This is a genomic window from Mycobacterium sp. Dal123C01, assembly GCF_052566995.1.
In genome coordinates this window covers 4,724,786-4,750,141 of sequence record NZ_CP199580.1, presented here as the reverse complement: position 1 = coordinate 4,750,141, position 25,356 = coordinate 4,724,786, and the positions used below count along the sequence as shown (strand labels likewise).

The window sequence follows — 25,356 nt, the reverse complement described above, 5'->3', positions numbered from 1 at the left end:
CCTGAGCTGTTTCACGCGCTGCAGGACTTGTCCTTTTGCCCGCCTCCGAGCGACTCTGCTTGGGTACGTAGCGCCAGCACCCGCTGGTGGATCCGATACTCGGTGCCGCGCGGGGTCCAGCCCGGTCCATACCGGCCGCGCGCCAATCTCACCACTCGCCCGTAGTGCCGCTCCCAACGCAACGCGTCGGAGATCGACTTCGAGGCACGCGCACCGGCGTCAAAGTTGTGGTGCGCCAACGCTTCGATCAGGTCTGGGACTGCCGCAGCGCCGTGCAGCGCCAAATGCCATGTGAGAACGTAACGGAGTTCGGTTCCTCGCAGTCGCAATGAATTGGTCGTCATCCCTGCGACTGTCCCACTGCGCCCCGACACTGAGACCGTTGTCGCTCAGAGGCGGGCAAAACATGGTGTCCCGGTGGGCCGTCCTTTCCGCTCACCCGGATCGCAAAGGCGGAGCGTTTTCCCAGGTGGCGCAATAGCCGCCGGGGCCCCGGTTTCTGCTGGTGGACGCTGAAGTGCACCCGGCGCAATACCCTCAGCCCCGAGTAGGGCCCCGATCGCGGGCCCGGAAAGCGGCCCTGAGCTGCATTAGCGTGACGGCGTGGCTGCAGTCGTACCCGCCAGTGGACCCCGGGCCGACCGTGCCCGCCGGGCCGCCGACGTGTTGCGCCAGCAGATCCATACCGGTGCCTATCCCGACGGGCTGCCCACCGAAAACGAGTTGGCCGCCGAATTCTTCGTCTCCCGCAACACCATTCGTGAGGCGCTCGGCGTTCTCAAACACGAAGGCCTGATCGACCGCGGACCCAAGGTCGGCACCCACGTCGCGCAACGCAAGTACGAGCACGGGCTCGATGCGCTGCTCGGGCTGAAGGAAACCTTCAAGGATCAGGGCGAGGTCCGCAACGAGGTGCGGGCCGCGATGCTGATCACCGCCCCGCCGTCGGTGGCTCGCCGATTACAGCTGGAACCGGGGGAGCAGGCGGTGTTCATCGAGCGGTTGCGCTATCTCGGTGACTTGCCGCTGTCCCTCGACCTGACCTATCTCACCCCGGATATCGGAACCCGGATCTTGGATCACCCGCTGGAAACTCACGATCTGTTCGCGCTGATCGAGCAGGTCACCGGACAGCGGCTGGGCTCGGCGTCGCTGGCGCTGGAGGCCATCCCCGCCGATGCGCATTCAGCAGCCACCCTGCAGGTACCCGACGGGTCGGCGCTGCTCATGCTCGAGCGCCTCACCAGTCTCGACGACGGCAGACCCGTTGACCTGGAGTACATCAGGATGCGGGGCGATCGAATTACCATGCGCGGCAACTTAATAAGGAGCAAGCCATGACGCTGGTCAACAACAACCGAGTCGACGTGCCGGTCACGATCGACGAATCGCTGTGTATCGACGGCTGTACGCTCTGCGTCGAGATCTGTCCGCTGGACGCGCTGGCCATCAACCCCGACACCGGCAAGGCCTTCATGCACGTCGACGAATGCTGGTACTGCGGACCCTGTGCGGCCCGCTGCCCGACCGGTGCTGTCACGGTCAATATGCCGTATCTACTTCGCTGAAATAACCTACAGCCCAGGATCTTTCATGAAACGACACGCCTTTCGGCTGGTGTCGGTCGCGGTCGCGATCATCGCGGCCGTGTCCGGGTGCTCGCTGGAATCATTATCGACGTCCTCCGGGGTGGTCAACGTCGTCATCGGCTACCAGTCCAAGACCATCAACACCGTGACCGCCGGCACGCTGCTGCGCGCCCAGAGCTACCTCGAGCACCGGCTCGCCGACATCACCACCCGCACCGGCACCAAATACGCGGTCCGGTGGCAGGATTACGACACGGGTGCCCCGATCACCGCGCAGATGCTTGCCGAGAAGATCGACATCGGTTCGATGGGCGATTACCCGATGCTGATCAACGGGTCCAAGACGCAGGCCAACCCGCTGGCGAAAACCGAAATCGTATCGATCACCGGCTACAACCCCAAGGGCGCACTGAACATGGTTGTGGTGGCGCCCGGCTCGTCGGCCACCACGTTGAATGACTTGGCCGGCTCAAAGGTCTCGGCGAGCGTGGGCTCGGCAGGTCACGGGACGTTGATGCGGGCGCTGGACAGGGCCGGGATCAAAGGCGTGGAGGTGCTCAACCAGCAGCCGCAGGTGGGTGCTTCTGCTCTGGAATCCGGCCAGGTACAGGCCCTTTCGCAGTTCGTCGCCTGGCCGGGACTGCTCGTGTTCCAGGGCAAGGCCAAACTGCTGTACGACGGTGCCGAGCTGAACCTGCCCACCCTGCACGGTGTGGTGGTGCGGCGCTCGTATGCGACATCTCATCCCGAGGTGCTGGCGGCCTTCCTGCAGGCGCAACTGGATGCCACCGACTTCCTGAACCAAAAGCCGCTGGAGGCGGCCCGTATCGTCGCCCAGTCAAGCGGGCTGCCGCAGGAAGTGGTGTACCTCTACAACGGTCCCGGCGGTACGTCATTCGATACCACACTCAAACCATCGCTCATTGAGGCGCTGAAAAACGATGTGCCGTACCTGAAGTCGATCGACGACTTCGCCGACCTCGACGTCGGCGGTTTCGTCCAGGACGCGCCGTTGCGCGCCGTGTTCGGCGCTCGCGGACTGAACTACGACGCAACCCGGGCCGCCGCTGCCAACCCGTCCGTGCTCGGCGGGGACCCCGCACTGGCAAGCGAACTGTGGCTGGACGGATCCGAGGTGACTCAAACAATCGCCAATCCGACCAGTCTGCTTCGGGCGGTAAGGGACGCGACCGCGCACGGAGCCAAAGTCCGTGCCGCCTATGTTCCCGATGCCGAGCTGGGTACCCGTTGGTTCGCCGACAAGGCGGTCTGGGTGCAAGACGGACAGAACTACCTGCCGTTCGGAACCCCGGCCGGCGCGTATCGCTATCTCGCCGCCCACCCTGGCGGCGCTATCGTGAATTACCAACAGGCACTTGGAGGTTCGGTATGACTGCTTTTCTGACCGGCGACCCGGCAGCCCCGGTCGCCGGTCATGTCATCGCCGCGGTCCCGGCGGCCGGTACGCCGCGACGTGCCACCTCGCCGTGGCAGTGGCGACTGCTGCGGCTTGCGTCGGTTGCCGGCGCAATCGGACTGTGGCAGGTGCTCACGGCCGGCAAGGTGCGGCTATTGCTGCGATTCGACACGCTGCCCACGGTCACCGAGATCGTCCACGCGTTGCAGCGCCGGCTCGGAACCTACGAGTACTGGCTTGACCTGGCGCAGTCATTGCTCCGGATTCTCACCGGCTTTGGGCTGGCCGCCGTGATCGGCGTCGCGACGGGCGTGCTGCTGGGCCGCTCCCGGCTGTTCGCCAACACCTTCGGCCCGCTGACCGAGCTGGCCAGGCCCATCCCGGCGATCGCGATCGTTCCGGTGGCGATCCTGCTGTTCCCGACCGACGAGTCCGGCATCGTGTTCATCACGTTCCTGGCGGCGTACTTCCCGATCATGGTCAGCACCCGGCATGCGGTTCGGGCGCTGCCCACCCTGTGGGAAGACTCGGTGCGCACCCTCGGCGGCGGCCGGTGGGATGTGCTGAGACAGGTGGTGTTGCCCGGCATCCTGCCGGGAGTGTTCGGCGGGCTGTCGGTCGGCATGGGGGTGGCGTGGATCTGCGTGATCTCCGCGGAGATGATCTCGGGCCGCCTCGGGATCGGCTACCGCACCTGGCAGGACTACACCGTGCTGGCCTACCCCCAGGTGTTCGTCGGCATCATCACCATCGGCGTGCTGGGATTCGCGACGGCGGCGGCCGTCGAACTCGTCGGCCGTCGGGTGACCGGTTGGCTGCCGCGCGCGGAGGAGGAGCAGCGATGACCTTCAAACAGGCGGGAATGAGTCTGGAAGTGGATCGAGTTCGCTTGTCCTACACCGGAGAGCCGGTGATCGACGGGCTGAGCCTGTCCGTGCGCCCCGGGGAGATCCTGGTGCTCACCGGACCCTCGGGCTGCGGTAAGTCGACGGTGCTGCGTGCGCTCGCGGGACTGCTGCGGCCCGACGACGGCCGAATTCTGGCCGACGGCGCCGACGTGACCACCACCTCAGGCGACCGGGGCATGGTGTTCCAGGACAACGCGCTGCTGCCCTGGCGCACCGTGCGGTCCAACATCGAGTTGGCCCTGCGGTTGCGTGGCGTCCCGCGTGCCGGCCGGCGCACCGAGGCCGACCGCTGGATCGCCGAGCTCGGCCTGACCGGCTTCGGCGACTACCTGCCCAAGAGCTTGTCCGGCGGTATGCGCCAGCGTGTGCAGCTGGCCCGCGGCCTGGCCGGGACGCCGCGCGCGGTGATGATGGACGAGCCGTTCGGCGCGCTGGACACCCAAACCCGCACGGCCATGCAGCGGTTGCTGATCGACACCTGGAGCGCGCACCCGACGACGGTCGTCTTCGTCACTCACGACGTCGACGAGGCGCTGTTGCTGGGCGACCGCATCGCCGTGCTGGGCAAGGCCGGCCGGCCGCTGCGCGCACTGATCGACGTGCCGGAGCCGCGCGTCGATCAGCAGCGCACCGGTTTACGTGCCGAAGTCATTGCGGCACTGGATCACTCGGCGGTAGCGGCATGATGCAAATTCCAGAGGTCACGCCGGCGCGCCTCGACTGCGACGTGCTGGTCATCGGCGGTGGCACCGCGGGAACCATGGCGGCGCTGTCCGCCGCCGAACACGGCGCTCAGGTGCTGTTGCTGGAGAAGGCCCACGTGCGGCACTCCGGCGCGCTGGCGATGGGCATGGACGGCGTCAACAACGCCGTCATCCCGGGCAAGGCCGAACCGGAGGACTACGTCGCGGAGATCACCCGCGCCAACGACGGAATCGTCAACCAGCGCACCATTTACCAGTCGGCCAGTCGCGGGTTCGCGATGGTGCAGCGGCTGGAGCGCTACGGGGTGAAGTTCGAGAAGGACGAGCACGGGGAGTACGCGGTACGCCGGGTACACCGCTCGGGTTCCTACGTGTTGCCCATGCCGGAGGGCAAGGACGTCAAGAAGGCGCTGTACCGGGTGCTGCGGCAGCGGTCGATGCGGGAGAAGATCCAGATCGAGAACCGGCTGATGCCGGTGCGGGTGCTGGTGGATGACGGCCGGGCGGTCGGTGCCGCGGCATTGAACACGCGCACCGGCGAATTCGTCGCCATCGGCGCCAAGGCGGTGATTCTGGCGACGGGAGCGTGCGGCCGGCTCGGGCTACCCGCATCGGGTTACCTGTACGGCACCTACGAGAACCCGACCAACGCCGGCGACGGGTACGCGATGGCCTACCACGCCGGCGCCGAGCTGTCGGGCATCGAATGCTTTCAGGTCAATCCGCTGATCAAGGACTACAACGGTCCGGCCTGTGCCTATGTGGCGAACCCGTTCGGCGGCTACCAGGTCAATTCGCACGGTGAGCGGTTCGTCGACTCCGACTACTGGTCGGGGCAGATGATGTCCGAGGTCAAAAGCGAGATCGACTCCGCCCGCGGACCGATCTATCTCAAGGTTTCCCACCTGCCCGATGAGACGCTGACCGCGCTGGAAAACATCCTGCATACCACCGAACGGCCCACCCGCGGCACATTCCACGCCAACCGTGGCCATGATTACCGCACCCATGACATTGAGATGCATATTTCCGAAATCGGTTTGTGCAGTGGTCATTCCGCCTCCGGAGTTTGGGTCGACGAGCATGCCCGAACCACGGTGCCCGGACTGTACGCCGCTGGCGATTTGGCGTGTGTCCCGCACAATTACATGATCGGGGCATTTGTATTCGGCGACCTCGCCGGCACCCACGCCGCCTCGGTGCGTTCGGAAGTGACTGCGCCAGCACAACTCCCGGACGATCAACTGCGTGCCGCGCACGAGCTGATCTACCGTCCGCTGCAGCACCCGGACGGTCCGCCGCAGCCGCAGGTCGAATACAAGCTGCGACGGTTCGTCAACGACTATGTGGCGCCACCGAAGACGGCGGCCAAACTCTCGATTGCGGTGCGCACCTTCGACCGGATGCAAGCCGAGATCGCCGAGATGGGTGCGCACAATCCACATGAGCTGATGCGGGCCGTCGAAGTGTCGTTCATCCGGGATTGCGCCGAGATGGCCGCGCGCTCGTCGCTCACCCGCACCGAATCCCGTTGGGGTCTGTACCACGAGCGGGCCGACATGCCGGTCCGCGACGACACCCAATGGGGCTATCACCTGAACCTGCTCAAGGGATCCGACGGCGAGATGGTGTTCCTCAAGCGCCCAGTGGCTCCCTATTTTGTGTCGGTTCCGGAGCTGGATGGCCTGCCACCCACGGACCAGACGGTGCACGAGGTGCAGCAGCCACCGCTGGTCGGCGGCAAAGCCCCGGCCACCGCCGGATCGCGAATCGCCTCGGCCCCAACCGCATTCGAGCCGCCGTCGCCGCGGATCGCCGAGGTCCTCGCACTCGAGGAGCCGACGATCGCCGACCTGCAACCGTATCTGGGCGACGCGGATCCCGGGGTGCGCCGCACCGCCGTGGCGACGCTCACCGAGCACATTCCGGACGGTTATGCGCCCGCCCTGTTCACCGCGCTGGACGACGTCGATGCCGGGGTACGCCGCGCCAGCGCCGAGGGAATCCGCGAACTGGTCGAGGTGCTGCCCGATCCGGCCGGCGCCGAGCCGTATCTATTGTCTCCTGACACGGTCGTGCGCGCGGCCACGGTCTATCTGCTGGCCGCCCGCCGGGCCGGTGCGGCCGCCCAATATCGCCGCGCGCTCCACGATCCCGACCACCGGGTGCGTATCGAGGCCGTGCGGGCGCTGGTGTCGGTGGACGACGTGGCCGGGGTAGAGGCGGCCACCCGCGACGAGAACCGCGAAGTCCGTATCGTGGCGGCCGGCGGCCTGGCCACGCTGCGTGCCGGTGTCGAGGCCGCCAGCGCGCTGATCGCCGACCCCGATCCGTTGGTGCGCGCGGCCGCGCTGGCCGCACTGGGTGAATTAGGGTGCAGTCAAGACGATTTCGTCGCGGTCGAGCGTGCGCTGCGGGCACCGGCCTGGCAGGTACGCGTGGGCGCAGCTCGTGCGCTGGCCGGCGCCAGCACCGAACTCGCGGTGCCCCGGCTGGCCGATGCGCTGTCCGATGCGCATCTCGACGTGCGCAAGGCGGCCGTGCTCAGCCTGACCCGGTGGGGCGGTGAGGCCGCGGCCCGTGACGCACTCGGCATCGCGTTGAAGGACAGCGACGCCGACGTGCGGGCCTATGCGCGCCGGGCGTTGGAAGTCCAAGACGCATAGTCGGGCAGGTCGACGGCATCGGCGGTGGTGAACCATTTCCGTTCGGCGTAACCGCGGAACGGCCGGCGCTGCATGTACTTCATCGTCATCGCCGTGATGGCGATGTCGGCGGCCGAATTCGGCGCATACCGCTCGACGGTATTGCCCAGCGTCTGGCACCGGTCCACGTAGGGCCGCATCACCGTCTGGTAGCGGTCCAGGGCGTCATCCCATCGCTTCGCGTCGATGGCGGCACCGGTGCTCGGGCCCAATTCGCCGGCCAGCACGTAGGCGCCGACCAGCGCCAGGCTGGTGCCCATGCCGCTCAGCGGAGATGCGCAGTAGCCGGCGTCGCCGACCAGTGCAACGCGCCCGGATGACCAAGTGTCCAGGTGAACTTGGGCGAACGCGTCGAAATAGAAGTCGTCGGCCTCGCGTGCGGCCGCGATCAAAGCATCGGACTGCCACCCGGCGCCGCGGAACCGAGCGGCCAGCAATTCGCGTTGCTCCTCGACGTTCCGGCGGTCGTAGCCGAGCGGCTCGGAACGAAAGGCCAGCCCCGCCTTGGCAATTGAGGGGTCGTGCGACGGGCGCATCGACGCGTTGAGCCCCCCGGGCGCCTGGTAGATCAGAAACCAGCCGTTCAGCCCGATGGTATCGGGTGCGGTGAACCAGGCGTGGTAGCCGCCCAGCGGCCTGACGAACTTCTCCTCGGGCCCGAAGGCCAGCCGTCGCACTCCCGAATGCGGACCGTCGGCGCCGACGACCATGTCGGCGCGCAGCGTCGTTCCGTCGGACAACGTCGCGGTGACCGCGTCGTCGTCCGGCGTCAGCTCCGTAATGCGGGTGCCGAACCGGTAGTCGGTGTCTGCGGCGGTAGCCCCGTACAGCACTTCGGCAATGTCGCCGCGCAGAATCTCGAGCTGGCTAACCATGCCGTTGCCGTGGAAGGCCTCGACCGGCATCTCGGCGCGTCGGCGTCCGTCGCCCTTCACCCACGCGACACCGCGCTGCTCCAGCCCGCGGGCGCGCATCTGATCCAGCAGGCCCATCCGGTCGATGACCGCCCGCCCGGCGCCGCGTAGGTCCACGGTCTGGCCGCCGGGGCGGATGCTGTCGTGAATCTCGACCACCGTCACCTGATAGCCCGACCGGGTGAGCCAATACGCGAGCGCGGGCCCGGCGATGCCGGCGCCGCTGATCAGGACGGTCGGCTTGGTCATGTGGCCCAGCCTATGGGACTCGGGCGTGCGCTCAGGGCGTTGAGTGTGCGCACCGGGCGCAAACTTCGGCGATTTCCCGCCTGCGACGCACACTCAACGCCTGCGACGCACACTCAACGCCTGCGACGCACACTCAACGCGCTAGGGGCGGGCCTTGGCGTAGAGCAAGCTGTCCTGTGGTTCGGGTCCCATCGTCGGGTACACGGCGTGGCGGGCCAGCCGGCCCTCGAGCGTGAATCCGGCTCGTTCCAGCAATCGCGCCGATCGATCGTTGTCGACATTGCAGGTGGCCCAGACGCGGTACACGCCTTGGTCCCCTTCCAGTGCGCCCAGCAGCATGTCGAGTGCTTCGGCCATCAAACCCTTGCCCCACCACCGCCGGCCCAGGCAATAACCGATTTCGACCGAATGCGGCGCCGCGCGCCGGCAACTGGTCAGCCCGATGATGTCGCCGCTGTGTTGCAGCGTGATCGCCCAGGTTCGCTCGTCGGTGCTGGCGTTGAGTTTCTCGGCGATCACCCGCCGCGTTGCCTTCACGTCGGGATGCGGTGACCACAGCAGATATCTGGTGACGTCGCGGTCGCGGGCGACTCGTTGGAACAGTGCGCCGGCGTCGTCGAGGACCGGCAGGCGCAGCAGCAGCCGCGGCCCGGCGATACGGTCAGGGAGGTAATCGGCCATGGCGCTTAGAGGTCGAGTGCCTGATAGGTGCGGCGGACGAACTTCGGTTGCGCCGTGCGCAGTTTCGCCAGCGACGTGTTACCCGCGACGGCGGTCGCCGCGTCCACGGTCATGTCGGGCAGATTCTGAATCAGATACAGCAGGATCAGCTCCGCGTTCGGGTCGGCCTGCCACCAGGTCCCGTAGGCGCCGGGCCAGCTGAACGTTCCCACTCCGCCTGGCCCGAACAGCGGCGTGGACTTGGCCGGATCGGTCACCACCGACAGGTTCAACCCGAACCCGCGGCCCATCCAGTACGGCGCCCCGAGGAAGTCGTGTCGCTTCTGTTCGTCAGTGAGACGGTCGGTCCGCATCAGGCGCACCGATTCGGGAGACAACACCCGCACGCCGTCGACCGTCCCGTCACCGAGCAGCATCCGGATGAACCGCAGGTAGTCCTCGGCGGTCGACCACAACCCGCCGCCGGCGTTGCAGAACGCGGGCGACGTGATGTGCGGCGGCCCCATCACGTCGTGCCGCAGCCGATGGTTGTCGTCGAGCGAGTACATGGTCGCGGCGCGTCGGCGGGTTTCGGGGGAGACGAAGAATCCGGTGTCGGGCATGCCCGCCGGGCCCAGCACCCGCTCGTCGAGCACCTGGTAGAACGGCTTGTCCTCGACACGAGAAGCGATGACGCCCAACAGATCTATCGAGTGGCTGTAGGTGACCCGCTCGCCGGGTTGATGTACCAACGGCAGCTTGGCTAGCTCGTTTAGCCAGATATCAGGGCCCTGGTTGAACGGCAGCCGCATGTACGCCCGCGAGATCGGCCCGGACACCGAGAACCCATAGGCCAGGCCGCTGGTATGGGTCAGCAGATCCTCGATCAGGATGGCCCGGTTCACCGGGTGCGTGCGGTCCAGCGGGCCGTGCCGGTCGTCGAGCACCTGCACGGCGGCCAATTCCGGCACCCAGCGGGTGATCGGGTCTTTGAGCGTCAACTTGCCCTCGTCGACCAGGCTCATGATCGCCGCCACTGTGACCGGCTTGGTCATCGACGCGATGCGAAACAGCGTGTCTCGTTGCATCGGCAGGCCCGCGTCGACATCGCGATAGCCGATCTCGTTGACCTGCAGTAGTTCTCCGTGCTGCCACACCACCGTCACCGCGCCGGCGAGCAGGCCTGCGTCGCAGACCTCGCGGATGGAGGCCTGATTGCCATCGAGATTCACCCGGTCAGGGTAGCGGCCGCTTTGTTAAGTCCTCGACAGGACACCGGCCGGTGCAGGGAGTATCTGAGATCACACACCATCTGATTGCATATGCCATCAGATAAAGATAGTTTGGTGCCATGGGGCGCAACGGCACTACGAGGGTTCAGTCAAATGCCCGATCCGGCGTGCCGCCCGAGCGTTCGAGGCGAGGAAAATGCACCAAGAACGTGTGGTAATAGTCGGCGCGGGTCCGGCTGGCGTTTCCACGGCGGTCAGCCTTCGGGATCGGGGGGTGGTACCGATTCTGCTGGAGCGTGCCGACCATGTGGCGAATTGGTGGCGAAGCCGCGGCGAGACGGACAGACTCAATACCCCTAACCGACTCTCCCATATGCCGGGTCGCCCATATCCCAAGCGGACGCCCACATTTCCAACCTGCAGTCAGGTCGCAGACTACTTCGATCGCTACGCACACCAAGATGGCACCAGGCTAATGCTGGGAATCACGGTTGAGCGCATCGATTCGCAACCGGGCGGTTGGACTGTGGTGACATCCGACGGCGACATCGCCACCGACAACGTTGTCATCGCGACCGGCCATGCGAACACCCCATACATTCCGGCGTGGACACAGTTGAACACTTTCACCGGTGAATTGCTGCACTCGTCGGAATTCCGCGGTGCTGCGGACCACACCGCCAAGCGGGTCCTGGTGGTCGGCTCGGGCCCGGGCGGCCTGGAGGCCGCTCATGCGCTGGCGCCGGTGGCGAAAAAGGTGTGGCTCGCGATTCGAAATCCACCGAATATCCTGATACGCAACGGGTTTCAAGGGATCGCGCCGGAGCTGATTGCAGCTCCGCTTCATCACGCGCCGGTTGCCGTCGCTGATGCGGTCGCCCGTTTCGTCCGACTGCGAACCGTCGGCGATCTCACCCCTTATGGATTGCCGATTCCGGACGACGGGCCGTTTGCCGCCTGCGCGGCGCGCAACGATCCTCCGACCGTCGTCGATGCCGGCGTAATCGGGTCGATCAGGAATGGATCCATCGAGGTGGTCAAAACGATCGATAGCTTCGACCGGAGCACCGTATCCCTGGTCGACGGCACCCGGCTGGAGCCCGATCTTGTCATCTGCGCGACGGGCTTCCGATCCGGGCTCCAAGCCGTCGTCGGTCATCTCGGCCTCCTCGACCACTGGGGCTATCCGATGCGACTGGCGCCCGAACCGGCTGCGCACGGGCTGTGGTTCATCGGTTACCAGTTGCGACCGTCGCTGATCAGGCATGTGGGCAAGCAGTCACGGCAGCTCGCCAAGCAGATCGTTGCGCAGTCGCCTCCGTACGTCGGGATCCGCGAGAAGTGTTGAAGCACAGGTGAGTCAACCGAGCTATCTCGCTAGCCCTGTTGGGAGCGTAGGTCTCAGGACTTCTCTCGGTGCGGCGCAGGTGCTTGCTGCATAAAGGAACGAAGGTGACGCGAGTCTGGTGATCCGGTGCCCCGGCCTCGCCGTCGGTGTGTCGGCCCCGCAGATAGTCACCCTGCCATTGCACTGGCTCTCCCGCGGCCAACCTCCGCGTCTGTTCGATCTGCTTTGCCGCGCCGCGGGAGCCAACAAAGAACTCGTGCTGGCGCTGCAACTCTTCGTCAGACTCGCGTCGAGATGTACGCGCAATGGTGACCACGCCAAATGTGCTCTGCGCCATAGCTGTCGGGCACCGCATTGCGGCTACTCGGGTCGTGGTTGAGCAAAGGGACGAAGATTGAGGCGGGTCTGGTGATCCGGTGCCCCGGCCTCGCCGTCTCTGTGTTTGCCTCGCGTGTAGTCGCCTTGCCACTCCACTCGGTCACCCGCGGCAACCCGTGCTATCTGCTCGGCGTGCTTTGTTCCATCACGTTCACGAAGAAACAACTTATGCTTGCGGTCCAGATCCTGGTCGGACTCGATGAACCGGAGTTCGGGCACAAATTCTTCCAACTCGGCTCGGCGCTGCGGGACGATCATGCAGATCGGCTCGTCGACCTCGAATCGCACCGGCATCAATTTGCGGGTGAGTTTCCAGTTAATGCTGAAACTCGCACTTGCCCAATCGGTTTCAACGATGCCTTCTAATGGACACACGGCGTCCTTGGGATAGTTTGCCGGTCCGCGGACCAACAGGTTGTAGCCCGGCGGAGTGCGGAACAGCATCGGCAGACGCCAGGTGAAGATGCCGTTACCGAAATGGCTGGCCGGCAGCAACTGATTTGCCACGTACTCATCGGATTCGATCAGCACATCCACGCCGTCTTCTTGACCGAACCACGTGGCGGTGAACGCGGACGGATTGCGCAATTCCCAGCCGCTTTGGTTGGCGACGAGCATCGGCAAACACCGACTGGGCCAACCTTTACCCGCGTCTGACTGCGCCGACATCCACGCCCGGCCAATCGGTGCCGGGGCAATCTGCGGCGCGTTATCACCGGTGATGAATCCGATCAACGGACGGCCCGGCCCGTCGGAGTTGTCACTCACGCGAGCCAGATTAGCCGGGAAAGCGTTTGCACACAGACTTTGGCCCGTCAGCGGCACTGCGCGGCGCGAGTTGGGCCAAGAACCCGGAATGAGTCCGGTGCCACCTTCGGCGTCCATCTCCTCGGGTTCAAAGCCTGCGGTGTTTACCCGACTGCCCCTATGCCCGGCCGGTGAGGATCAGGTTCCAGTACATCGCGGGTAGGCCGTGACGCTTGAGGTACCACATGTCGCGTCGTTCGTGGGTGGTGTCGATGAACGGTATCGACGGCGCGGGTTTCATGGTGTAGTCGAATTCGGCGAGCAGCACCTTATTGCGGGCTGTGGTCAGTGGGCAGGAGGCGTAGCCGCCGTAGCTGGCCGGTAGCGGTTTTCCCGCGAGGCTGGCCTGCAGGTTCGCTGCGACCACGGGGGCTTGCTTGCGGATGGCGGCGCCGGTCTTGGAGTTGGGGGAGGAGCCGGCGTCGCCGATGGCGAAGATGTTGTCGAATCGAGTGTGGCGCATGGTGTTCTTGTCGATCTGGACGTAGCCACCGGGGCTGTCGGGGTCGGCGATCGGGCTGGTCTTGATCCAGTCCGGTGCGGACTGGCGCGGCACCACATGCAGCAGGTCGTAGCCGACTTCCTGGGTGGTGTTCGGGGAGTTGTCGGAGATGGTCACCGTGCGTGAGTCGGGGTTGACAGTGGTGACCTCGCTGTTCTTGCGGACCTCGATGCCGTAGTGGGCGACGACACGTTCGAGTTCGTCGGCGAACGGCTTCACTGCGAACATTCCTGGAGTGGGCAGGACCAGGATGACGCGGATGGCGTCGAGGACACCTTGCTGGCGCCAGTAGTTGGCGGCCAGGTAGGCGATTTTCTGCGGTGCCCCGGCACACTTGATCGGGCCCGCGGGCATCGTGAAGATCGCCGTGCCCGACCGCATCTTCTTGATCAGTTCCCACGTCTTGGGTGCGAGGTCGTAACGGTAATTACTCGACGCCGCAGGTGTGTCAAGGGATTCGGCCATCCCGGGGATCGCCGACCAGTCGAGTTGAATGCCGGGACAAACCACCAAGTGGTCGTAATGCACATGGGTGCCGGATTCGGTCGTGACAGTTTGGGCGTCGGGGTCGATCTGCTCGGCGCGGTCCTTGATCCAGGCGACTCCTTGCGGCATGACCGATGCCTCGGTCCGCTTGCTCTCCGTGGCGGGTGCGCATCCACCGCCGACGAGTGTCCAGAGAGGTTGGTAGTAGTGGGTCTGGCTGGGCTCGATGATCGCGACGTCGGTCAGGCCGGCCCGCCGCAGCCGCGCGGCCACTGAGATGCCGCCGTTGCCGCCGCCGATCACGGCGACCTGGTGGCTGATGGTATTGGTCATTGAACAGACCTCCTCAGGCCGAAAACTGTTGTGGGGACGATTACGACTGACTGGTTAGGCCCGCCTTGACAGCGTTGTCGAAGGAATCGTCGATGAACACGACGTCACGTCCGGCGCGGTCGAGCAGGCTGGCGGCGATCGAGGCGCGATAGCCGCTGGCGCAGTGCACCCACAGCTGCCCGGGGGGCAGCGTGTCGAGCTTGTTGAGTAGCTGATGCATGGGAATGTGTGCTGCGCCGGGGATGAAGTTTGCGGCGTACTCGTCGTCGCGGCGAACGTCGAGCAGCACGGCATCGTCGTCGGTGGCGGCGTCGGCGGCCACGAGGATGTCCGGTAGCTCGGCGAAACTGTGCCGTGGGTAGGACGACGTGGGTGCGCCTGCGCTCAGCTCCTGGCTGGATCCGGTGGCGCTGCCCTGGAGTTCGTCGACGCCGATCCGGATCAGCATCCGTTGGGCGTCGGCGACCTGCTCGTCGGACTCGCCGATCAACGTCAGTGGAGTCCCCCAGGGCATCAGCCACCCGACGTAGGTCGAGAATTGTTGTCCGAGAGCAATTCCCACGCTGCCGTGGACGTGAGAGGAGGCGTAGGCGGTGCGGTCGCGCAGGTCAACGATCCACTCGCCAGCGTCGATGCGACGGCGGAGTTGCTCGGCCTGCAGCCGTTTCGGGGGGGACAAGTCTGGCGCGGCGGGCCCACCGCGGTTGAGGCCGCCCATGTGGGCGTAGTACGCCGGGTAAGCGGTCAGGTTCGAGATCAGGTTTTCGACGAAAGCGTCCTCGTCCTGGGTGATCAGCGCATCATTGCGGCGCTTCTCCTCAGCAATGGTGCCGCCGTCACCGCCCGTGGCCGACCCCGCGGAGCAGAAGCTGCCGAACCCGTGGGTGGGGTAGACGGGGGTTGTGTCGGGAAGTTCTGCAGCAAGACGCCGTGCCGAATGATATTGCGCGCGTGCGAGTTCTTCGGTGCGGTCGACGTCGACGAGGTCGGTCCGCCCGACGCTGCCGTACAGCAATGAGCCGCCGGTGAAGACCGCAGGAGTCTGATCTGCCTCGGAGATCACGTAGGACAGATGTGTGTCTGTGTGGCCCGTGGTGGCGACTACCCGGATGGTCATGGCACCGGCGGTCAGTTCGTCGCCGTCGCTGACCGCGAGGCGGGCGAAAGACACGTCATCCGCCGCGTTCAGCACGTAGGGGCACCCGTTGCGCATCGACAGCTCGTACCCGCCGGTCACGTAGTCGTTGTGGATGTGGGTCTCGACGACCATCGCGCAGCGCACCCCAAGGTCGGCAAGAAGCTTCTCGACCCGGTCGATATCGCGTTGTGGGTCGACGACCACTGCGGAGGTCCGTCGTGGACCAGGTAGCTGCGGTCCCCGAGATCCTCGGTGGAGATCACTTCAACGTGCACAGCAACCCCCTGCGTAGAGCTGCCAGGTAACTGCGTGAATACGAAGTTCCATCTAGACACCACAACACGCGGACCGCTCGGATCGTTCATTCACGCAGGAACTGTGCGCATCGCGTCTGGTTTTGTGCGTCCGTAAGCAAATTTCCAGCGCCGTACCAGTGAACGGCGTTTGACCACGCCACCAGCAATCGGTTTCACCGACGCCCGGAAAAGGTTCTGACTATCCCCGTCCGCAAGTCTGGGTTCGCACGGCTTGGATTGAGGCCAAAAATGTCATGACGGTTTCGGTTGAGCAAAGGTACTGCAGCTTACCCGCGATGCGACGGCCGATATCGCCTGCTTGGCTTGGACTGAGGAATTGCGTGAAGCGCTGGCGCACAGCGCTTCACGCAACCGTGTCAGTATCGATAGTTGCCATCCTCGGACTCGCCATCACCCCGGTAGCTCATGCGGCCGCAGCCACGGCGACGCTGGCAGTGGAACATACCTGGCAGACCGGTTTCGTCGCCCACTTCACCATCACCAACCCGAGCATGACGGAGCTCTCCGATTGGCGACTCGAATTCGACTTGCCGGCGGGAGAAGGTATCTCACACGTGGAATAGCACCTTTGCGCAATCTGGTACTCACTTTGTGATCACCCCCGCGAATTGGAATCGCAGCATTGCTCCTGGTGGTTCAGCCACCGGCGGCATCAGGGGCGTGCTGAGCGGTGCCTACTCGTCACCGTCGAATTGTGTGGTCAACCGGCAATATTTTTGCAGCTAGCGGCGACTGCGCAGGCCGTACTCGGCAGCGGCTGTGGACCCGGCGTGGCCGGTATCGTCGTGCGGGCCGCGGAATGTTACGCTGCCCGGCAGTCGACATCCTTTAACGATCCGTCCCGAGAGGCGGAGAAGGAGGTCAATGTCTCGTATGGGTGCCGCAGAAGATGCCGCCACCGGTAGGGAATTGATGTCTACGGCCGACGTCGGCCGCACTATTTCCCGTATTGCGCATCAGATCATCGAAAAGACAGCCCTGGACGGCGCCGACGCTCCACGGGTAGTGCTGTTGGGCATCCCGACCCGCGGCGTGATCCTGGCCAACCGACTGGCTGCCCACATCGGCGAATTCAGCGGTATCGACGTCGGCCACGGCGCTCTGGACATCACGCTGTACCGGGACGACCTGATGCAAAAGCCGCCCCGGCCGCTGGAAGTCACCTCGATTCCGGCCGGTGGCATCGACGATGCGCTGGTGATTCTCGTCGACGACGTGCTGTATTCCGGTCGCTCGGTGCGCTCCGCCCTGGACGCGCTGCGCGACGTGGGCAGGCCGCGGGCCGTGCAACTGGCGGTGCTGGTCGATCGCGGCCACCGTGAGCTGCCGGTGCGTGCCGACTATGTGGGTAAGAATGTGCCGACCGCACGCAACGAGAGCGTGCACGTGCAGCTGCGCGAGCACGACGATCGCGACGGCGTCGTCATCTCTCGGGACGGTGACGAATGACCCGACACCTGCTGGCCGCCGGCGACCTGAGCCGTGACGACGCCACCGCCATCCTCGACGACGCCGACCGGTTCGCGCAGGCGCTGGTCGGGCGGGAGGTCAAGAAACTGCCCACGCTGCGCGGGCGCACCGTGGTCACGATGTTCTACGAGAACTCGACGCGCACTCGGGTGTCGTTCGAGGTGGCCGGTAAGTGGATGAGCGCCGACGTGATCAACGTCAGCTCGTCCGGATCGTCGGTGAGCAAGGGAGAGTCGTTGCGCGACACCGCGCTGACGCTGCACGCGGCCGGTGCCGACGCGCTGATCATCCGGCACCCGGCATCCGGCGCCGCGCATCTGCTGGCCGACTGGACTGCCCGCGCCGACGGCGAAGAAGGGGGCCCGTCGGTGATCAATGCCGGCGACGGTACCCATGAACACCCCACACAGGCGCTGCTGGATGCGTTGACCATCCGCCAGCGGCTCGGCGGCATCGAAGGCCGGCGCGTCGTGATCGTGGGTGACATCCTGCACAGTCGCGTGGCCCGCTCCAACGTGATGCTGCTGGCCACGCTGGGCGCCGAGGTGGTGCTGGTGGCGCCGCCGACACTCTTGCCGGTCGGGGTCGACGGCTGGCCGGCCACCGTCTCCTATGACCTCGACGCCGAGCTCCCCGCCGCGGACGCCGTGCTGATGCTGCGGGTCCAGGCCGAGCGGATGAACGGCGGGTTTTTCCCATCGGTGCGCGAATACTCGGTGCGATACGGGCTTTCCGGCCGGCGCCAGGCGCTGCTGCCTGACCATGCCGTGGTGCTGCATCCCGGCCCGATGGTGCGCGGCATGGAGATCGCGTCTTCGGTGGCTGACTCATCGCAATCCGCGGTGCTGCAACAGGTTTCCAACGGCGTGCACGTGCGGATGGCCGTGCTGTTCCATGTTCTGGTCGGCACCGAATCGGTGGGAAATGAGGGTGCGGCGTGACTGTGCTGCTGCGCGGAGTCCGGTTGTACGGCGAGGGCGACCGGGTCGACGTTCGGGTCGATGACGGCCAGATCGCCGAGATCGGAACCGGACTGACGGAGCCCGGAGTTCTCGGAAAAGACGTAGATGTGATCGACGCCACGGATCACGTGCTGCTCCCCGGGCTGGTCGACCTGCATACTCACCTGCGCGAGCCCGGCCGTGAATACGCCGAGGACATCGAAACCGGTTCGGCAGCAGCTGCTTTGGGTGGATACACCGCGGTGTTCGCGATGGCGAATACCAACCCGGTGGCAGACAGCCCGGTGGTCACCGACCATGTCTGGCACCGCGGCCAGCAAGTCGGCCTGGTGGACGTGCACCCCGTCGGCGCGGTCACCGTCGGGCTGGCCGGAGCCGAGCTGACCGAGATGGGAATGATGGCCGCCGGTGCCGCTCAGGTGCGGATGTTCTCCGACGACGGCGTCTGCGTGCATGACCCGCTGATCATGCGTCGCGCCCTCGAGTACGCCACCGGATTGGGCGTGCTGATCGCCCAGCACGCCGAGGAGCCCAGACTGACCGTCGGCGCGGTGGCCCACGAGGGGCCCACGGCCGCCCGGCTGGGACTGGCGGGATGGCCCAGATCCGCCGAGGAATCGATCGTCGCCCGCGACGCGCTGCTGGCCCGCGACGCCCGCGCCCGCGTGCATGTCTGTCACGCCTCCACCGCCGGAACCGTCGAAATTCTGAAATGGGCTAAGGATCAAGGTATTTCGATCACCGCAGAGGTGACGCCGCACCATCTTCTGCTCGATGACAGCAGGCTGGTCAGCTATGACGGCGTGAATCGGGTCACTCCGCCGTTGCGCGAAGCCGCGGACGCGATCGCGTTGCGTCAAGCGTTGGCCGACGGGGTAATCGACTGTGTGGCCACCGACCATGCCCCGCACGCCGAGCACGAGAAATGCGTCGAATTCTCCGCGGCCCGGCCCGGGATGCTCGGACTGCAGACGGCGCTGTCGGTGGTGGTGCAGACGATGGTGACACCCGGGGTGTTTACCTGGCGCGATGTCGCCCGGGTGATGAGCGAAAACCCCGCGCGCATAGTCGGACTGCCCGATCACGGCCGGCCGCTGGAGGTGGGGGAGCCGGCCAACCTGACCGTGGTCGACCCGGATGCCACGTGGACGGTCACCGGGCCCGACCTGGCCAGCCGGTCGGCCAACACTCCCTTTGAATCGATGACCTTGCCCGCCACCGTGACTGCCACGCTGCTGCGGGGAAAGATCACCGCTCGGGATGGGAAGAGCCCAGCATGAATTCGTCGACGCTGATGGGCTCGCTGATCTTCGCGGCCGTGCTGGTAGTGGTGATCGCGGTCGTCATCCAGCTGATGATGCTCGGCTGGCGCCGGCGCGCGCACCGTCAGGAGGAGCTGATCGGTAACCTGCCTGAGGTGCCTGACCAGGTGGGCACGGCCATCACCACGCTGCGCGGTGTCTACGTCGGTTCCACGCTGGCCCCGGAATGGAATGAGCGGGTCACGGCCGGCGATCTCGGGTATCGCAGCAAGGCGGTGCTGAGCCGCTACCCCGAGGGAATCTTGCTGGAACGCAGCCGCGCCAAACCGATTTGGATTCCGCAGAGCGCGATTGCCGAGGTACGCGCCGAACGGGTGATGGGCGGAAAGGTCGCGGCCCGCAACGGGATACTGGCAATCCGGTGGCGGTTAGCGTCCGGCGTCGAGATCGACACCGGGTTCCGGGCAAGCAATCGCGACCCATACGACGGCTGGCTGGAGGAGGCTGCGTGACTAAAGCGCTGCTGGTACTTGAAGACGGCCGCGTCTTCACCGGGAAGCCGTTCGGCAAGGCCGGCCAAACGCTCGGCGAAGTCGTCTTCTCCACCGGCATGTCGGGCTATCAGGAGACGCTGACCGATCCCAGCTATCACCGCCAGATCGTGGTGGCCACCGCGCCGCAGATCGGCAACACCGGCTGGAACGGCGAGGACGCCGAGAGCCGCGGCGACAAGATCTGGGTCGCCGGTTACGCCGTGCGCGACCCGTCGCCGCGCGCCTCCAACTGGCGGGCCACCGGGACGCTGGAGGGCGAGCTGATCCGCCAGCACATCGTCGGGATCGCCGGTATCGACACCCGTGCACTGGTGCGGCATCTGCGCAGCCGCGGTTCGATGAAGGCCGGAGTGTTCTCCGGTGATGCGCTCGCCGACCCGGACGAATTGCTGGACCGGGTGCGCGACCAGCCGTCGATGCTGGGTGCCGATCTCGCCGGCGAGGTCAGCACCTCGGGCACATACGTCGTGGAACCCGAAGGGCCACGGCGGTTTACCGTCGCCGCCCTGGATCTGGGGATCAAGACCAACACGCCGCGCAACTTCGCCCGGCGCGGGGTCCGCAGCCACGTGCTGCCGGCGTCGGCCACGTTCGAGCAGATCGCCGAGATCAAGCCGGATGGGGTCTTCTTGTCCAATGGGCCCGGCGACCCGGCTACCGCGGACCATGTCGTCGCGCTCACCCGTGAGGTACTGGACGCCGGAATCCCGCTGTTTGGCATCTGCTTCGGCAATCAGATCCTGGGCCGGGCGCTCGGTCTGTCCACCTACAAGATGGTCTTCGGCCACCGCGGAATCAACATCCCGGTCATCGACCACGCCACCGGGCGGGTCGCGGTGACCGCGCAGAACCACGGCTTCGCGCTGGAGGGTGAGGCCGGCCAGCGGTTCGATACGCCGTTCGGCCAGGCGATCGTCAGTCACACCTGCGCCAACGACGGGGTAGTGGAGGGCGTCAAACTACTTGATGGGCGGGCATTTTCGGTGCAATACCATCCGGAGGCCGCCGCGGGCCCGCACGATGCGGAGTACCTGTTCGATCAATTCGCCGATCTGATGGCATCTCAGCACAGGGAAGGGTCACGCTAGTGCCGCGTCGCGCCGACCTGCGTCACATCCTGGTGATCGGCTCCGGGCCGATCGTCATCGGTCAAGCCTGCGAATTCGACTACTCCGGCACCCAGGCCTGCCGGGTGCTGCGCGCCGAGGGTCTGCAAGTCAGCCTGGTCAACTCCAACCCGGCCACCATCATGACCGACCCCGAATACGCCGACCACACCTATGTCGAGCCGATCACCCCGGCATTCGTCGAAAAGGTGATCGCCCAGCAGGCCGAGCGCGGCAACAAGATCGATGCCCTGCTGGCGACCCTGGGCGGGCAGACCGCGCTCAACACCGCTGTCGCGCTGTACGAGAACGGGGCGCTGGAGCGCTACAACGTCGAGCTCATCGGGGCCGATTTCGATGCCATCCAGCGCGGCGAGGACCGGCAGATGTTCAAGGACATCGTCGCGAAGGTGGGCGGTGAATCCGCGCGCAGCCGAGTGTGTTTCACCATGGACGAGGTCCGCGAGACGGTCGAGGAGCTGGGTCTGCCGGTCGTCGTGCGGCCCAGCTTCACGATGGGCGGCCTGGGTTCGGGCATGGCGCGATCCGTCGAGGAGGTCGACCGGATGGCCGGCGCCGGGCTGGCCGCAAGCCCCAGCGCCAACGTGCTGATCGAGGAATCGATCTACGGCTGGAAAGAGTTCGAGCTCGAGCTGATGCGCGACGGCAACGACAACGTCGTGGTGGTGTGCTCGATCGAGAACCTCGACCCGATGGGCGTGCACACCGGCGACTCGGTCACCGTCGCGCCGGCCATGACGCTGACCGACCGGGAATACCAGCGGATGCGCGATCTGGGCATCGCGATCCTGCGCGAGGTCGGGGTCGACACCGGCGGCTGCAACATCCAGTTCGCGATCGACCCGGCCGACGGCCGGCTGATCGTGATCGAGATGAACCCGCGGGTATCCCGTTCCAGCGCACTGGCGTCCAAGGCCACCGGCTTCCCGATCGCCAAGATCGCCGCCAAGCTGGCCATCGGCTACACGCTGGACGAGATCGTCAACGACATCACCAAGGAGACACCGGCCTGCTTCGAGCCCACCCTGGACTACGTCGTGGTCAAGGCGCCACGGTTCGCATTCGAGAAATTCCCCGGCGCCGACCCAACGCTGACCACGACGATGAAATCCGTCGGCGAGGCAATGTCGCTGGGCCGCAACTTCGTCGAGTCGCTCGGCAAGGTGATGCGCTCGCTGGAGACCGACCGCGCCGGCTTCTGGACGCGGCCCGACCTCGAGGGTGACGTCGAGGAGGTGCTGACCCGGTTGCTGACCCCGACCGAAGGCCGGCTGTATGACCTCGAGCTGGCGTTGCGGCTGGGCGCTTCGGTGGAACAGGTCGCGAAGGCCAGCGGGGTGGACCCGTGGTTCGTCGCGCAGATCGGCGAGCTGGTTGCGCTGCGTACCGAGCTGGCCGCTGCCCCCGTGCTCGACGCCGACCTGCTGCGGCGCGGCAAGCACAACGGACTGTCCGACCGCCAGATCGCGGCGCTGCGACCGGAATTGGCCGGCGAGGACGGGGTGCGTTCGTTGCGGGAGCGGTTGGACATCCACCCGGTGTACAAGACGGTGGATACCTGTGCGGCGGAGTTCGAGGCCAAGACGCCCTACCACTACAGCAGCTATGAACTTGACCCCGCCGCGGAGACCGAGGTGGCACCGCAGACCGAGAAGCCCAAGGTGCTGATCCTGGGATCGGGGCCGAACCGGATCGGGCAGGGGATCGAATTCGACTACAGCTGCGTGCACGCGGCAACCACGTTGTCGCAAGCCGGCTTTGAAACCGTGATGGTGAACTGCAACCCCGAGACGGTGTCCACCGACTACGACACCGCGGATCGGCTGTACTTCGAGCCGTTGACCTTCGAGGACGTCCTGGAGGTGTTTCGCGCCGAAGCGGAGTCGGCAAGGGGCGGCCCGGGTGTCGTCGGGGTCATCGTGCAACTCGGCGGACAGACCCCGCTCGGGCTGGCTCAGCGTCTGGCCGACGCCGGGGTTCCGATCGTGGGCACTCCGCCGGAGGCCATCGACCTGGCCGAGGACCGCGGCGCCTTCGGCGACCTGCTCGGTGCGGCGGGGCTGCCGGCGCCAAAATACGGCATGGCAACGACTTTCGCGCAGGCTCGCCGGATCGCCGATGAGATCGGTTACCCGGTGCTGGTGCGACCGTCGTACGTGCTGGGCGGGCGCGGCATGGAAATCGTCTATGACGAGGAGACGCTGAAGAGCTACATCACCCGCGCCACACACCTGTCTCCCGAGCATCCGGTGCTTGTCGACCGTTTCCTCGAGGACGCGGTCGAAATCGACGTCGACGCACTGTGTGACGGCGCCGAGGTGTACATCGGCGGCATCATGGAACACATCGAGGAGGCCGGTATTCACTCCGGCGACTCGGCCTGCGCGCTGCCGCCGGTGACACTGGGCCGCAGCGACATCGAGAAGGTGCGCCAGGCGACGGAGGCCATCGCGCACGGCATCGGTGTGGTGGGCCTGCTCAACGTGCAATACGCGCTCAAGGACGACGTGCTCTACGTGCTGGAGGCCAACCCGCGGGCCAGCCGTACCGTGCCGTTCGTTTCCAAGGCCACCGCGATCCCGCTCGCCAAGGCGTGTGCGCGGATCATGCTGGGCACCACCATTTCCCAGCTTCGCGAGGAAGGAATGCTGGTGGCGTCCGGAGATGGTGCCAGTGTGGCGCCGCACGCTCCGATCGCGGTCAAGGAAGCGGTGTTGCCGTTCAATCGGTTCCGCCGCGCCGACGGGGAGGCCATCGACTCGCTGCTCGGTCCGGAGATGAAGTCGACCGGTGAGGTGATGGGGATCGACCGCGATTTCGGCACCGCCTTCGCCAAGAGCCAGACCGCCGCATACGGGTCGCTGCCGGCCTCGGGAACGGTGTTCGTCTCGGTTGCCAACCGCGACAAGCGGTCCCTGGTGTTTCCGGTCAAGCGGCTGGCGGATCTGGGTTTCCATATCCTTGCCACCGAGGGCACCGCGGAAATGCTGCGCCGCAATGGAATTCCTTGCGACGAGGTGCGCAAGCATTTCGAGTCGCCGCAACCGGGCCGGCCCGCGCTGTCCGCGGTCGACGCGATCAAAGCGGGGGTGGTCGACATGGTGATCAACACGCCCTATGGGAACTCCGGCCCGCGCATCGACGGCTACGAAATCCGTTCAGTCGCGGTGTCGGCCAACATCCCGTGCGTGACGACCGTGCAGGGGGCATCGGCGGCCGTACAGGGCATCGAGGCGGGCATTCGCGGCGATATCGGGGTGCGGTCGCTGCAGGAGCTGCACAGCGCGATCGGCGCGGCCGGACCGGCCGAGAAGGGCGCCCAATGACCCGGTTCGGGGTCCGGCTGGCCGAGGCGAAGGCGAATCGCGGGCCGCTGTGTCTGGGCATCGACCCACACCCCGAGCTGCTGCGGGCATGGGACCTGCCGGCCACCGCCGACGGCCTGGCCAAGTTCTGCGACATCTGCGTGGACGCCTTTTCCGGTTTCGCCGTCGTCAAGCCGCAGGTGGCGTTCTTCGAGGCCTACGGCGCTGCCGGCTACGCGGTGCTGGAACGCACGATCGCCGCGCTGCGCTCGGTCGGGGTGCTGGTGCTGGCCGACGCCAAGCGCGGGGATATCGGGACGACGATGGCGGCCTACGCCGCGGCCTGGGCCGGGGATTCGCCGCTGGCCGCCGACGCCGTGACCGCGTCGCCGTATCTGGGGTTCGGCTCGCTGCGACCGCTGCTGGAAACCGCCGCGGCGCACGACCGCGGCGTGTTCGTGCTGGCGGCCACGTCCAACCCGGAGGGCGGGACCGTGCAGCGTGCCACCTTCGACGGCCGCACCGTGGCCCAGCTGGTCGTCGACCAGGCCGCGGTGGTCAACCGGTCCGCCACCGGGTCCGGGCCCGGCTACGTCGGCGTGGTGCTGGGCGCGACGGTCTTCCAGGCGCCCGATGTCAGCGCGCTGGGGGGACCGGTGCTGGTACCGGGGGTCGGCGCCCAAGGCGGGCGCCCTGAGGCGCTTGGAGGCCTGGGCGGGGCCGTGCCAGGCCAGCTGCTGCCCGTGGTGGCGCGTGAGGTGCTGCGGGCCGGACCGAGCGTGTCCGACCTACGGGCGGCGGGCCAACAAATGCTGGACGCCGTCGCCTATCTCGCCGTGCAGTAGCCGGCGAATCGGGGCCCGGTTAACAACACCGGAATCTTTTCCCACCGACTTCCATGCGGCGACCTGGTGTTTGTCAGCGGCGCGACACGCCGGAAACCCCATGGCAAATCGTGATTCCCCGCACGGAGCCCCCCGGGCTACCCG

22 protein-coding genes and 1 pseudogene are annotated in these 25,356 nt (G+C 66.2%); 15 read left to right on the top strand and 8 right to left on the bottom strand.

What is annotated here, in order from left to right; genetic code table 11:
- Positions 1–11: 11 nt before the first annotated feature.
- The gene (locus tag ACTXG5_RS22185) at positions 12–344 is read right to left on the bottom strand and encodes a hypothetical protein (RefSeq protein ID WP_445160836.1); all 333 of its coding nucleotides are present in this window, start codon (positions 342–344) and stop codon (positions 12–14) included.
- Between the two features lie 259 nt (positions 345–603).
- On the opposite strand from ACTXG5_RS22185, the gene ACTXG5_RS22180 reads away from it, so the two are divergent.
- From ACTXG5_RS22180 to ACTXG5_RS22155, 6 genes are read left to right on the top strand one after another with little or no spacing between them, the layout of a single operon-like run.
- A complete protein-coding gene (locus tag ACTXG5_RS22180) occupies positions 604–1,341 on the top strand; it encodes a GntR family transcriptional regulator (RefSeq protein ID WP_445160835.1) in 738 nt (245 codons plus the stop codon).
- Positions 1,338–1,568 carry a 4Fe-4S dicluster domain-containing protein gene (locus tag ACTXG5_RS22175; RefSeq protein ID WP_313865989.1) on the top strand — a complete coding sequence of 77 codons (231 nt, stop codon included), beginning with the start codon at positions 1,338–1,340 and terminating at the stop codon, positions 1,566–1,568. The genes ACTXG5_RS22180 and ACTXG5_RS22175 overlap by 4 nt, the downstream gene beginning before the upstream one ends.
- A 25-nt stretch (positions 1,569–1,593) precedes the next feature.
- Complete coding sequence (locus ACTXG5_RS22170) at positions 1,594–2,982, top strand: ABC transporter substrate-binding protein (protein ID WP_445160834.1); 1,389 nt, start codon at positions 1,594–1,596, stop codon at positions 2,980–2,982.
- Complete coding sequence (locus ACTXG5_RS22165; protein WP_445160833.1) at positions 2,979–3,851, top strand: ABC transporter permease; 873 nt, start codon at positions 2,979–2,981, stop codon at positions 3,849–3,851. The genes ACTXG5_RS22170 and ACTXG5_RS22165 overlap by 4 nt, the downstream gene beginning before the upstream one ends.
- The gene (locus ACTXG5_RS22160; RefSeq protein ID WP_445160832.1) at positions 3,848–4,600 is read left to right on the top strand and encodes an ABC transporter ATP-binding protein; all 753 of its coding nucleotides are present in this window, start codon (positions 3,848–3,850) and stop codon (positions 4,598–4,600) included. Before ACTXG5_RS22165 ends, ACTXG5_RS22160 begins: the two co-directional genes overlap by 4 nt.
- On the top strand, positions 4,597–7,284 hold the full coding sequence (locus tag ACTXG5_RS22155) for a fumarate reductase/succinate dehydrogenase flavoprotein subunit (protein WP_445160831.1): 2,688 nt from the start codon (positions 4,597–4,599) through the stop codon (positions 7,282–7,284). Before ACTXG5_RS22160 ends, ACTXG5_RS22155 begins: the two co-directional genes overlap by 4 nt.
- Here ACTXG5_RS22155 and ACTXG5_RS22150 read toward each other — a convergent pair.
- The 3 genes from ACTXG5_RS22150 to ACTXG5_RS22140 form a co-directional block, all read right to left on the bottom strand.
- The gene (locus ACTXG5_RS22150; RefSeq protein WP_445160830.1) at positions 7,248–8,486 is read right to left on the bottom strand and encodes an FAD-dependent monooxygenase; all 1,239 of its coding nucleotides are present in this window, start codon (positions 8,484–8,486) and stop codon (positions 7,248–7,250) included. The two genes, ACTXG5_RS22155 and ACTXG5_RS22150, sit on opposite strands and share 37 nt — an antisense overlap.
- Positions 8,487–8,627: 141 nt before the next feature.
- Positions 8,628–9,167 carry a GNAT family N-acetyltransferase gene (locus ACTXG5_RS22145; RefSeq protein WP_445160829.1) on the bottom strand — a complete coding sequence of 180 codons (540 nt, stop codon included), beginning with the start codon at positions 9,165–9,167 and terminating at the stop codon, positions 8,628–8,630.
- 5 nt (positions 9,168–9,172) lie between these two features.
- A complete protein-coding gene (locus tag ACTXG5_RS22140; protein WP_445160828.1) occupies positions 9,173–10,378 on the bottom strand; it encodes a serine hydrolase domain-containing protein in 1,206 nt (401 codons plus the stop codon).
- A 196-nt stretch (positions 10,379–10,574) separates the two neighbouring features.
- Between ACTXG5_RS22140 and ACTXG5_RS22135 the strand changes: the two genes are divergently transcribed.
- On the top strand, positions 10,575–11,726 hold the full coding sequence (locus ACTXG5_RS22135) for a flavin-containing monooxygenase (RefSeq protein WP_445160827.1): 1,152 nt from the start codon (positions 10,575–10,577) through the stop codon (positions 11,724–11,726).
- On the opposite strand, the gene ACTXG5_RS22130 is transcribed toward ACTXG5_RS22135, so the two are convergent.
- The 4 genes from ACTXG5_RS22130 to ACTXG5_RS22115 form a co-directional block, all read right to left on the bottom strand.
- Entirely contained in the window at positions 11,638–12,063 is a 426-nt protein-coding gene (locus ACTXG5_RS22130; RefSeq protein WP_445160826.1) for a DUF6065 family protein, read from the bottom strand. The two genes, ACTXG5_RS22135 and ACTXG5_RS22130, sit on opposite strands and share 89 nt — an antisense overlap.
- 23 nt (positions 12,064–12,086) lie before the next feature.
- Positions 12,087–12,872, bottom strand: coding sequence for a DUF6065 family protein (locus tag ACTXG5_RS22125; protein ID WP_445164542.1), 786 nt, complete (start codon positions 12,870–12,872; stop codon positions 12,087–12,089).
- Between the two features lie 157 nt (positions 12,873–13,029).
- A complete protein-coding gene (locus ACTXG5_RS22120; RefSeq protein ID WP_445160825.1) occupies positions 13,030–14,232 on the bottom strand; it encodes an FAD-dependent oxidoreductase in 1,203 nt (400 codons plus the stop codon).
- Positions 14,233–14,272: 40 nt separating this feature from the next.
- The gene (locus tag ACTXG5_RS22115) at positions 14,273–15,574 is read right to left on the bottom strand and encodes an MBL fold metallo-hydrolase (protein WP_445160824.1); all 1,302 of its coding nucleotides are present in this window, start codon (positions 15,572–15,574) and stop codon (positions 14,273–14,275) included.
- A gap of 388 nt (positions 15,575–15,962) precedes the next feature.
- Between ACTXG5_RS22115 and ACTXG5_RS22110 the strand changes: the two are divergent.
- The 8 genes and pseudogenes from ACTXG5_RS22110 (at position 15,963) to pyrF (ending at position 25,212) form a co-directional block, all read left to right on the top strand.
- Positions 15,963–16,413: pseudogene (locus tag ACTXG5_RS22110) on the top strand (cellulose binding domain-containing protein).
- A 147-nt stretch (positions 16,414–16,560) separates the two neighbouring features.
- Positions 16,561–17,136, top strand: a complete 576-nt coding sequence (pyrR, locus tag ACTXG5_RS22105) for a bifunctional pyr operon transcriptional regulator/uracil phosphoribosyltransferase PyrR (RefSeq protein WP_445160823.1) — start codon at positions 16,561–16,563, stop codon at positions 17,134–17,136.
- A complete protein-coding gene (locus tag ACTXG5_RS22100; RefSeq protein WP_445160822.1) occupies positions 17,133–18,098 on the top strand; it encodes an aspartate carbamoyltransferase catalytic subunit in 966 nt (321 codons plus the stop codon). The genes pyrR and ACTXG5_RS22100 overlap by 4 nt, the downstream gene beginning before the upstream one ends.
- The gene (locus ACTXG5_RS22095) at positions 18,095–19,399 is read left to right on the top strand and encodes a dihydroorotase (protein ID WP_445160821.1); all 1,305 of its coding nucleotides are present in this window, start codon (positions 18,095–18,097) and stop codon (positions 19,397–19,399) included. The genes ACTXG5_RS22100 and ACTXG5_RS22095 overlap by 4 nt, the downstream gene beginning before the upstream one ends.
- Positions 19,396–19,893, top strand: coding sequence for a PH-like domain-containing protein (locus ACTXG5_RS22090; protein WP_445160820.1), 498 nt, complete (start codon positions 19,396–19,398; stop codon positions 19,891–19,893). The genes ACTXG5_RS22095 and ACTXG5_RS22090 overlap by 4 nt, the downstream gene beginning before the upstream one ends.
- On the top strand, positions 19,890–21,023 hold the full coding sequence (gene carA / locus ACTXG5_RS22085; protein WP_445160819.1) for a glutamine-hydrolyzing carbamoyl-phosphate synthase small subunit: 1,134 nt from the start codon (positions 19,890–19,892) through the stop codon (positions 21,021–21,023). Before ACTXG5_RS22090 ends, carA begins: the two co-directional genes overlap by 4 nt.
- The gene (gene carB / locus ACTXG5_RS22080) at positions 21,023–24,388 is read left to right on the top strand and encodes a carbamoyl-phosphate synthase large subunit (protein ID WP_445160818.1); all 3,366 of its coding nucleotides are present in this window, start codon (positions 21,023–21,025) and stop codon (positions 24,386–24,388) included. Before carA ends, carB begins: the two co-directional genes overlap by 1 nt.
- Positions 24,385–25,212: an orotidine-5'-phosphate decarboxylase gene (gene pyrF / locus ACTXG5_RS22075; RefSeq protein ID WP_445160817.1), complete on the top strand. Its 828-nt coding sequence runs from the start codon at positions 24,385–24,387 to the stop codon at positions 25,210–25,212. The genes carB and pyrF overlap by 4 nt, the downstream gene beginning before the upstream one ends.
- The last annotated feature ends 144 nt before the right edge of the window (positions 25,213–25,356 follow it).

Excerpts from the sequence above, each read along its gene's own strand:
- ACTXG5_RS22160 (WP_445160832.1), top strand. The coding sequence starts at position 3,848 with ATGACCTTCAAACAGGCGGGAATGAGTCTGGAAGTGGATCGAGTTCGC.
- ACTXG5_RS22185 (WP_445160836.1), bottom strand. The coding sequence starts at position 344 with ATGACGACCAATTCATTGCGACTGCGAGGAACCGAACTCCGTTACGTT.
- ACTXG5_RS22145 (WP_445160829.1), bottom strand. The coding sequence starts at position 9,167 with ATGGCCGATTACCTCCCTGACCGTATCGCCGGGCCGCGGCTGCTGCTG.
- ACTXG5_RS22130 (WP_445160826.1), bottom strand. The coding sequence starts at position 12,063 with ATGGCGCAGAGCACATTTGGCGTGGTCACCATTGCGCGTACATCTCGA.
- ACTXG5_RS22120 (WP_445160825.1), bottom strand. The coding sequence starts at position 14,232 with ATGACCAATACCATCAGCCACCAGGTCGCCGTGATCGGCGGCGGCAAC.
- ACTXG5_RS22090 (WP_445160820.1), top strand. The coding sequence starts at position 19,396 with ATGAATTCGTCGACGCTGATGGGCTCGCTGATCTTCGCGGCCGTGCTG.
- ACTXG5_RS22175 (WP_313865989.1), top strand. The coding sequence starts at position 1,338 with ATGACGCTGGTCAACAACAACCGAGTCGACGTGCCGGTCACGATCGAC.
- ACTXG5_RS22150 (WP_445160830.1), bottom strand. The coding sequence starts at position 8,486 with ATGACCAAGCCGACCGTCCTGATCAGCGGCGCCGGCATCGCCGGGCCC.
- ACTXG5_RS22100 (WP_445160822.1), top strand. The coding sequence starts at position 17,133 with ATGACCCGACACCTGCTGGCCGCCGGCGACCTGAGCCGTGACGACGCC.
- pyrR (WP_445160823.1), top strand. The coding sequence starts at position 16,561 with ATGGGTGCCGCAGAAGATGCCGCCACCGGTAGGGAATTGATGTCTACG.
- pyrF (WP_445160817.1), top strand. The coding sequence starts at position 24,385 with ATGACCCGGTTCGGGGTCCGGCTGGCCGAGGCGAAGGCGAATCGCGGG.
- ACTXG5_RS22135 (WP_445160827.1), top strand. The coding sequence starts at position 10,575 with ATGCACCAAGAACGTGTGGTAATAGTCGGCGCGGGTCCGGCTGGCGTT.
- ACTXG5_RS22155 (WP_445160831.1), top strand. The coding sequence starts at position 4,597 with ATGATGCAAATTCCAGAGGTCACGCCGGCGCGCCTCGACTGCGACGTG.
- ACTXG5_RS22170 (WP_445160834.1), top strand. The coding sequence starts at position 1,594 with ATGAAACGACACGCCTTTCGGCTGGTGTCGGTCGCGGTCGCGATCATC.
- ACTXG5_RS22165 (WP_445160833.1), top strand. The coding sequence starts at position 2,979 with ATGACTGCTTTTCTGACCGGCGACCCGGCAGCCCCGGTCGCCGGTCAT.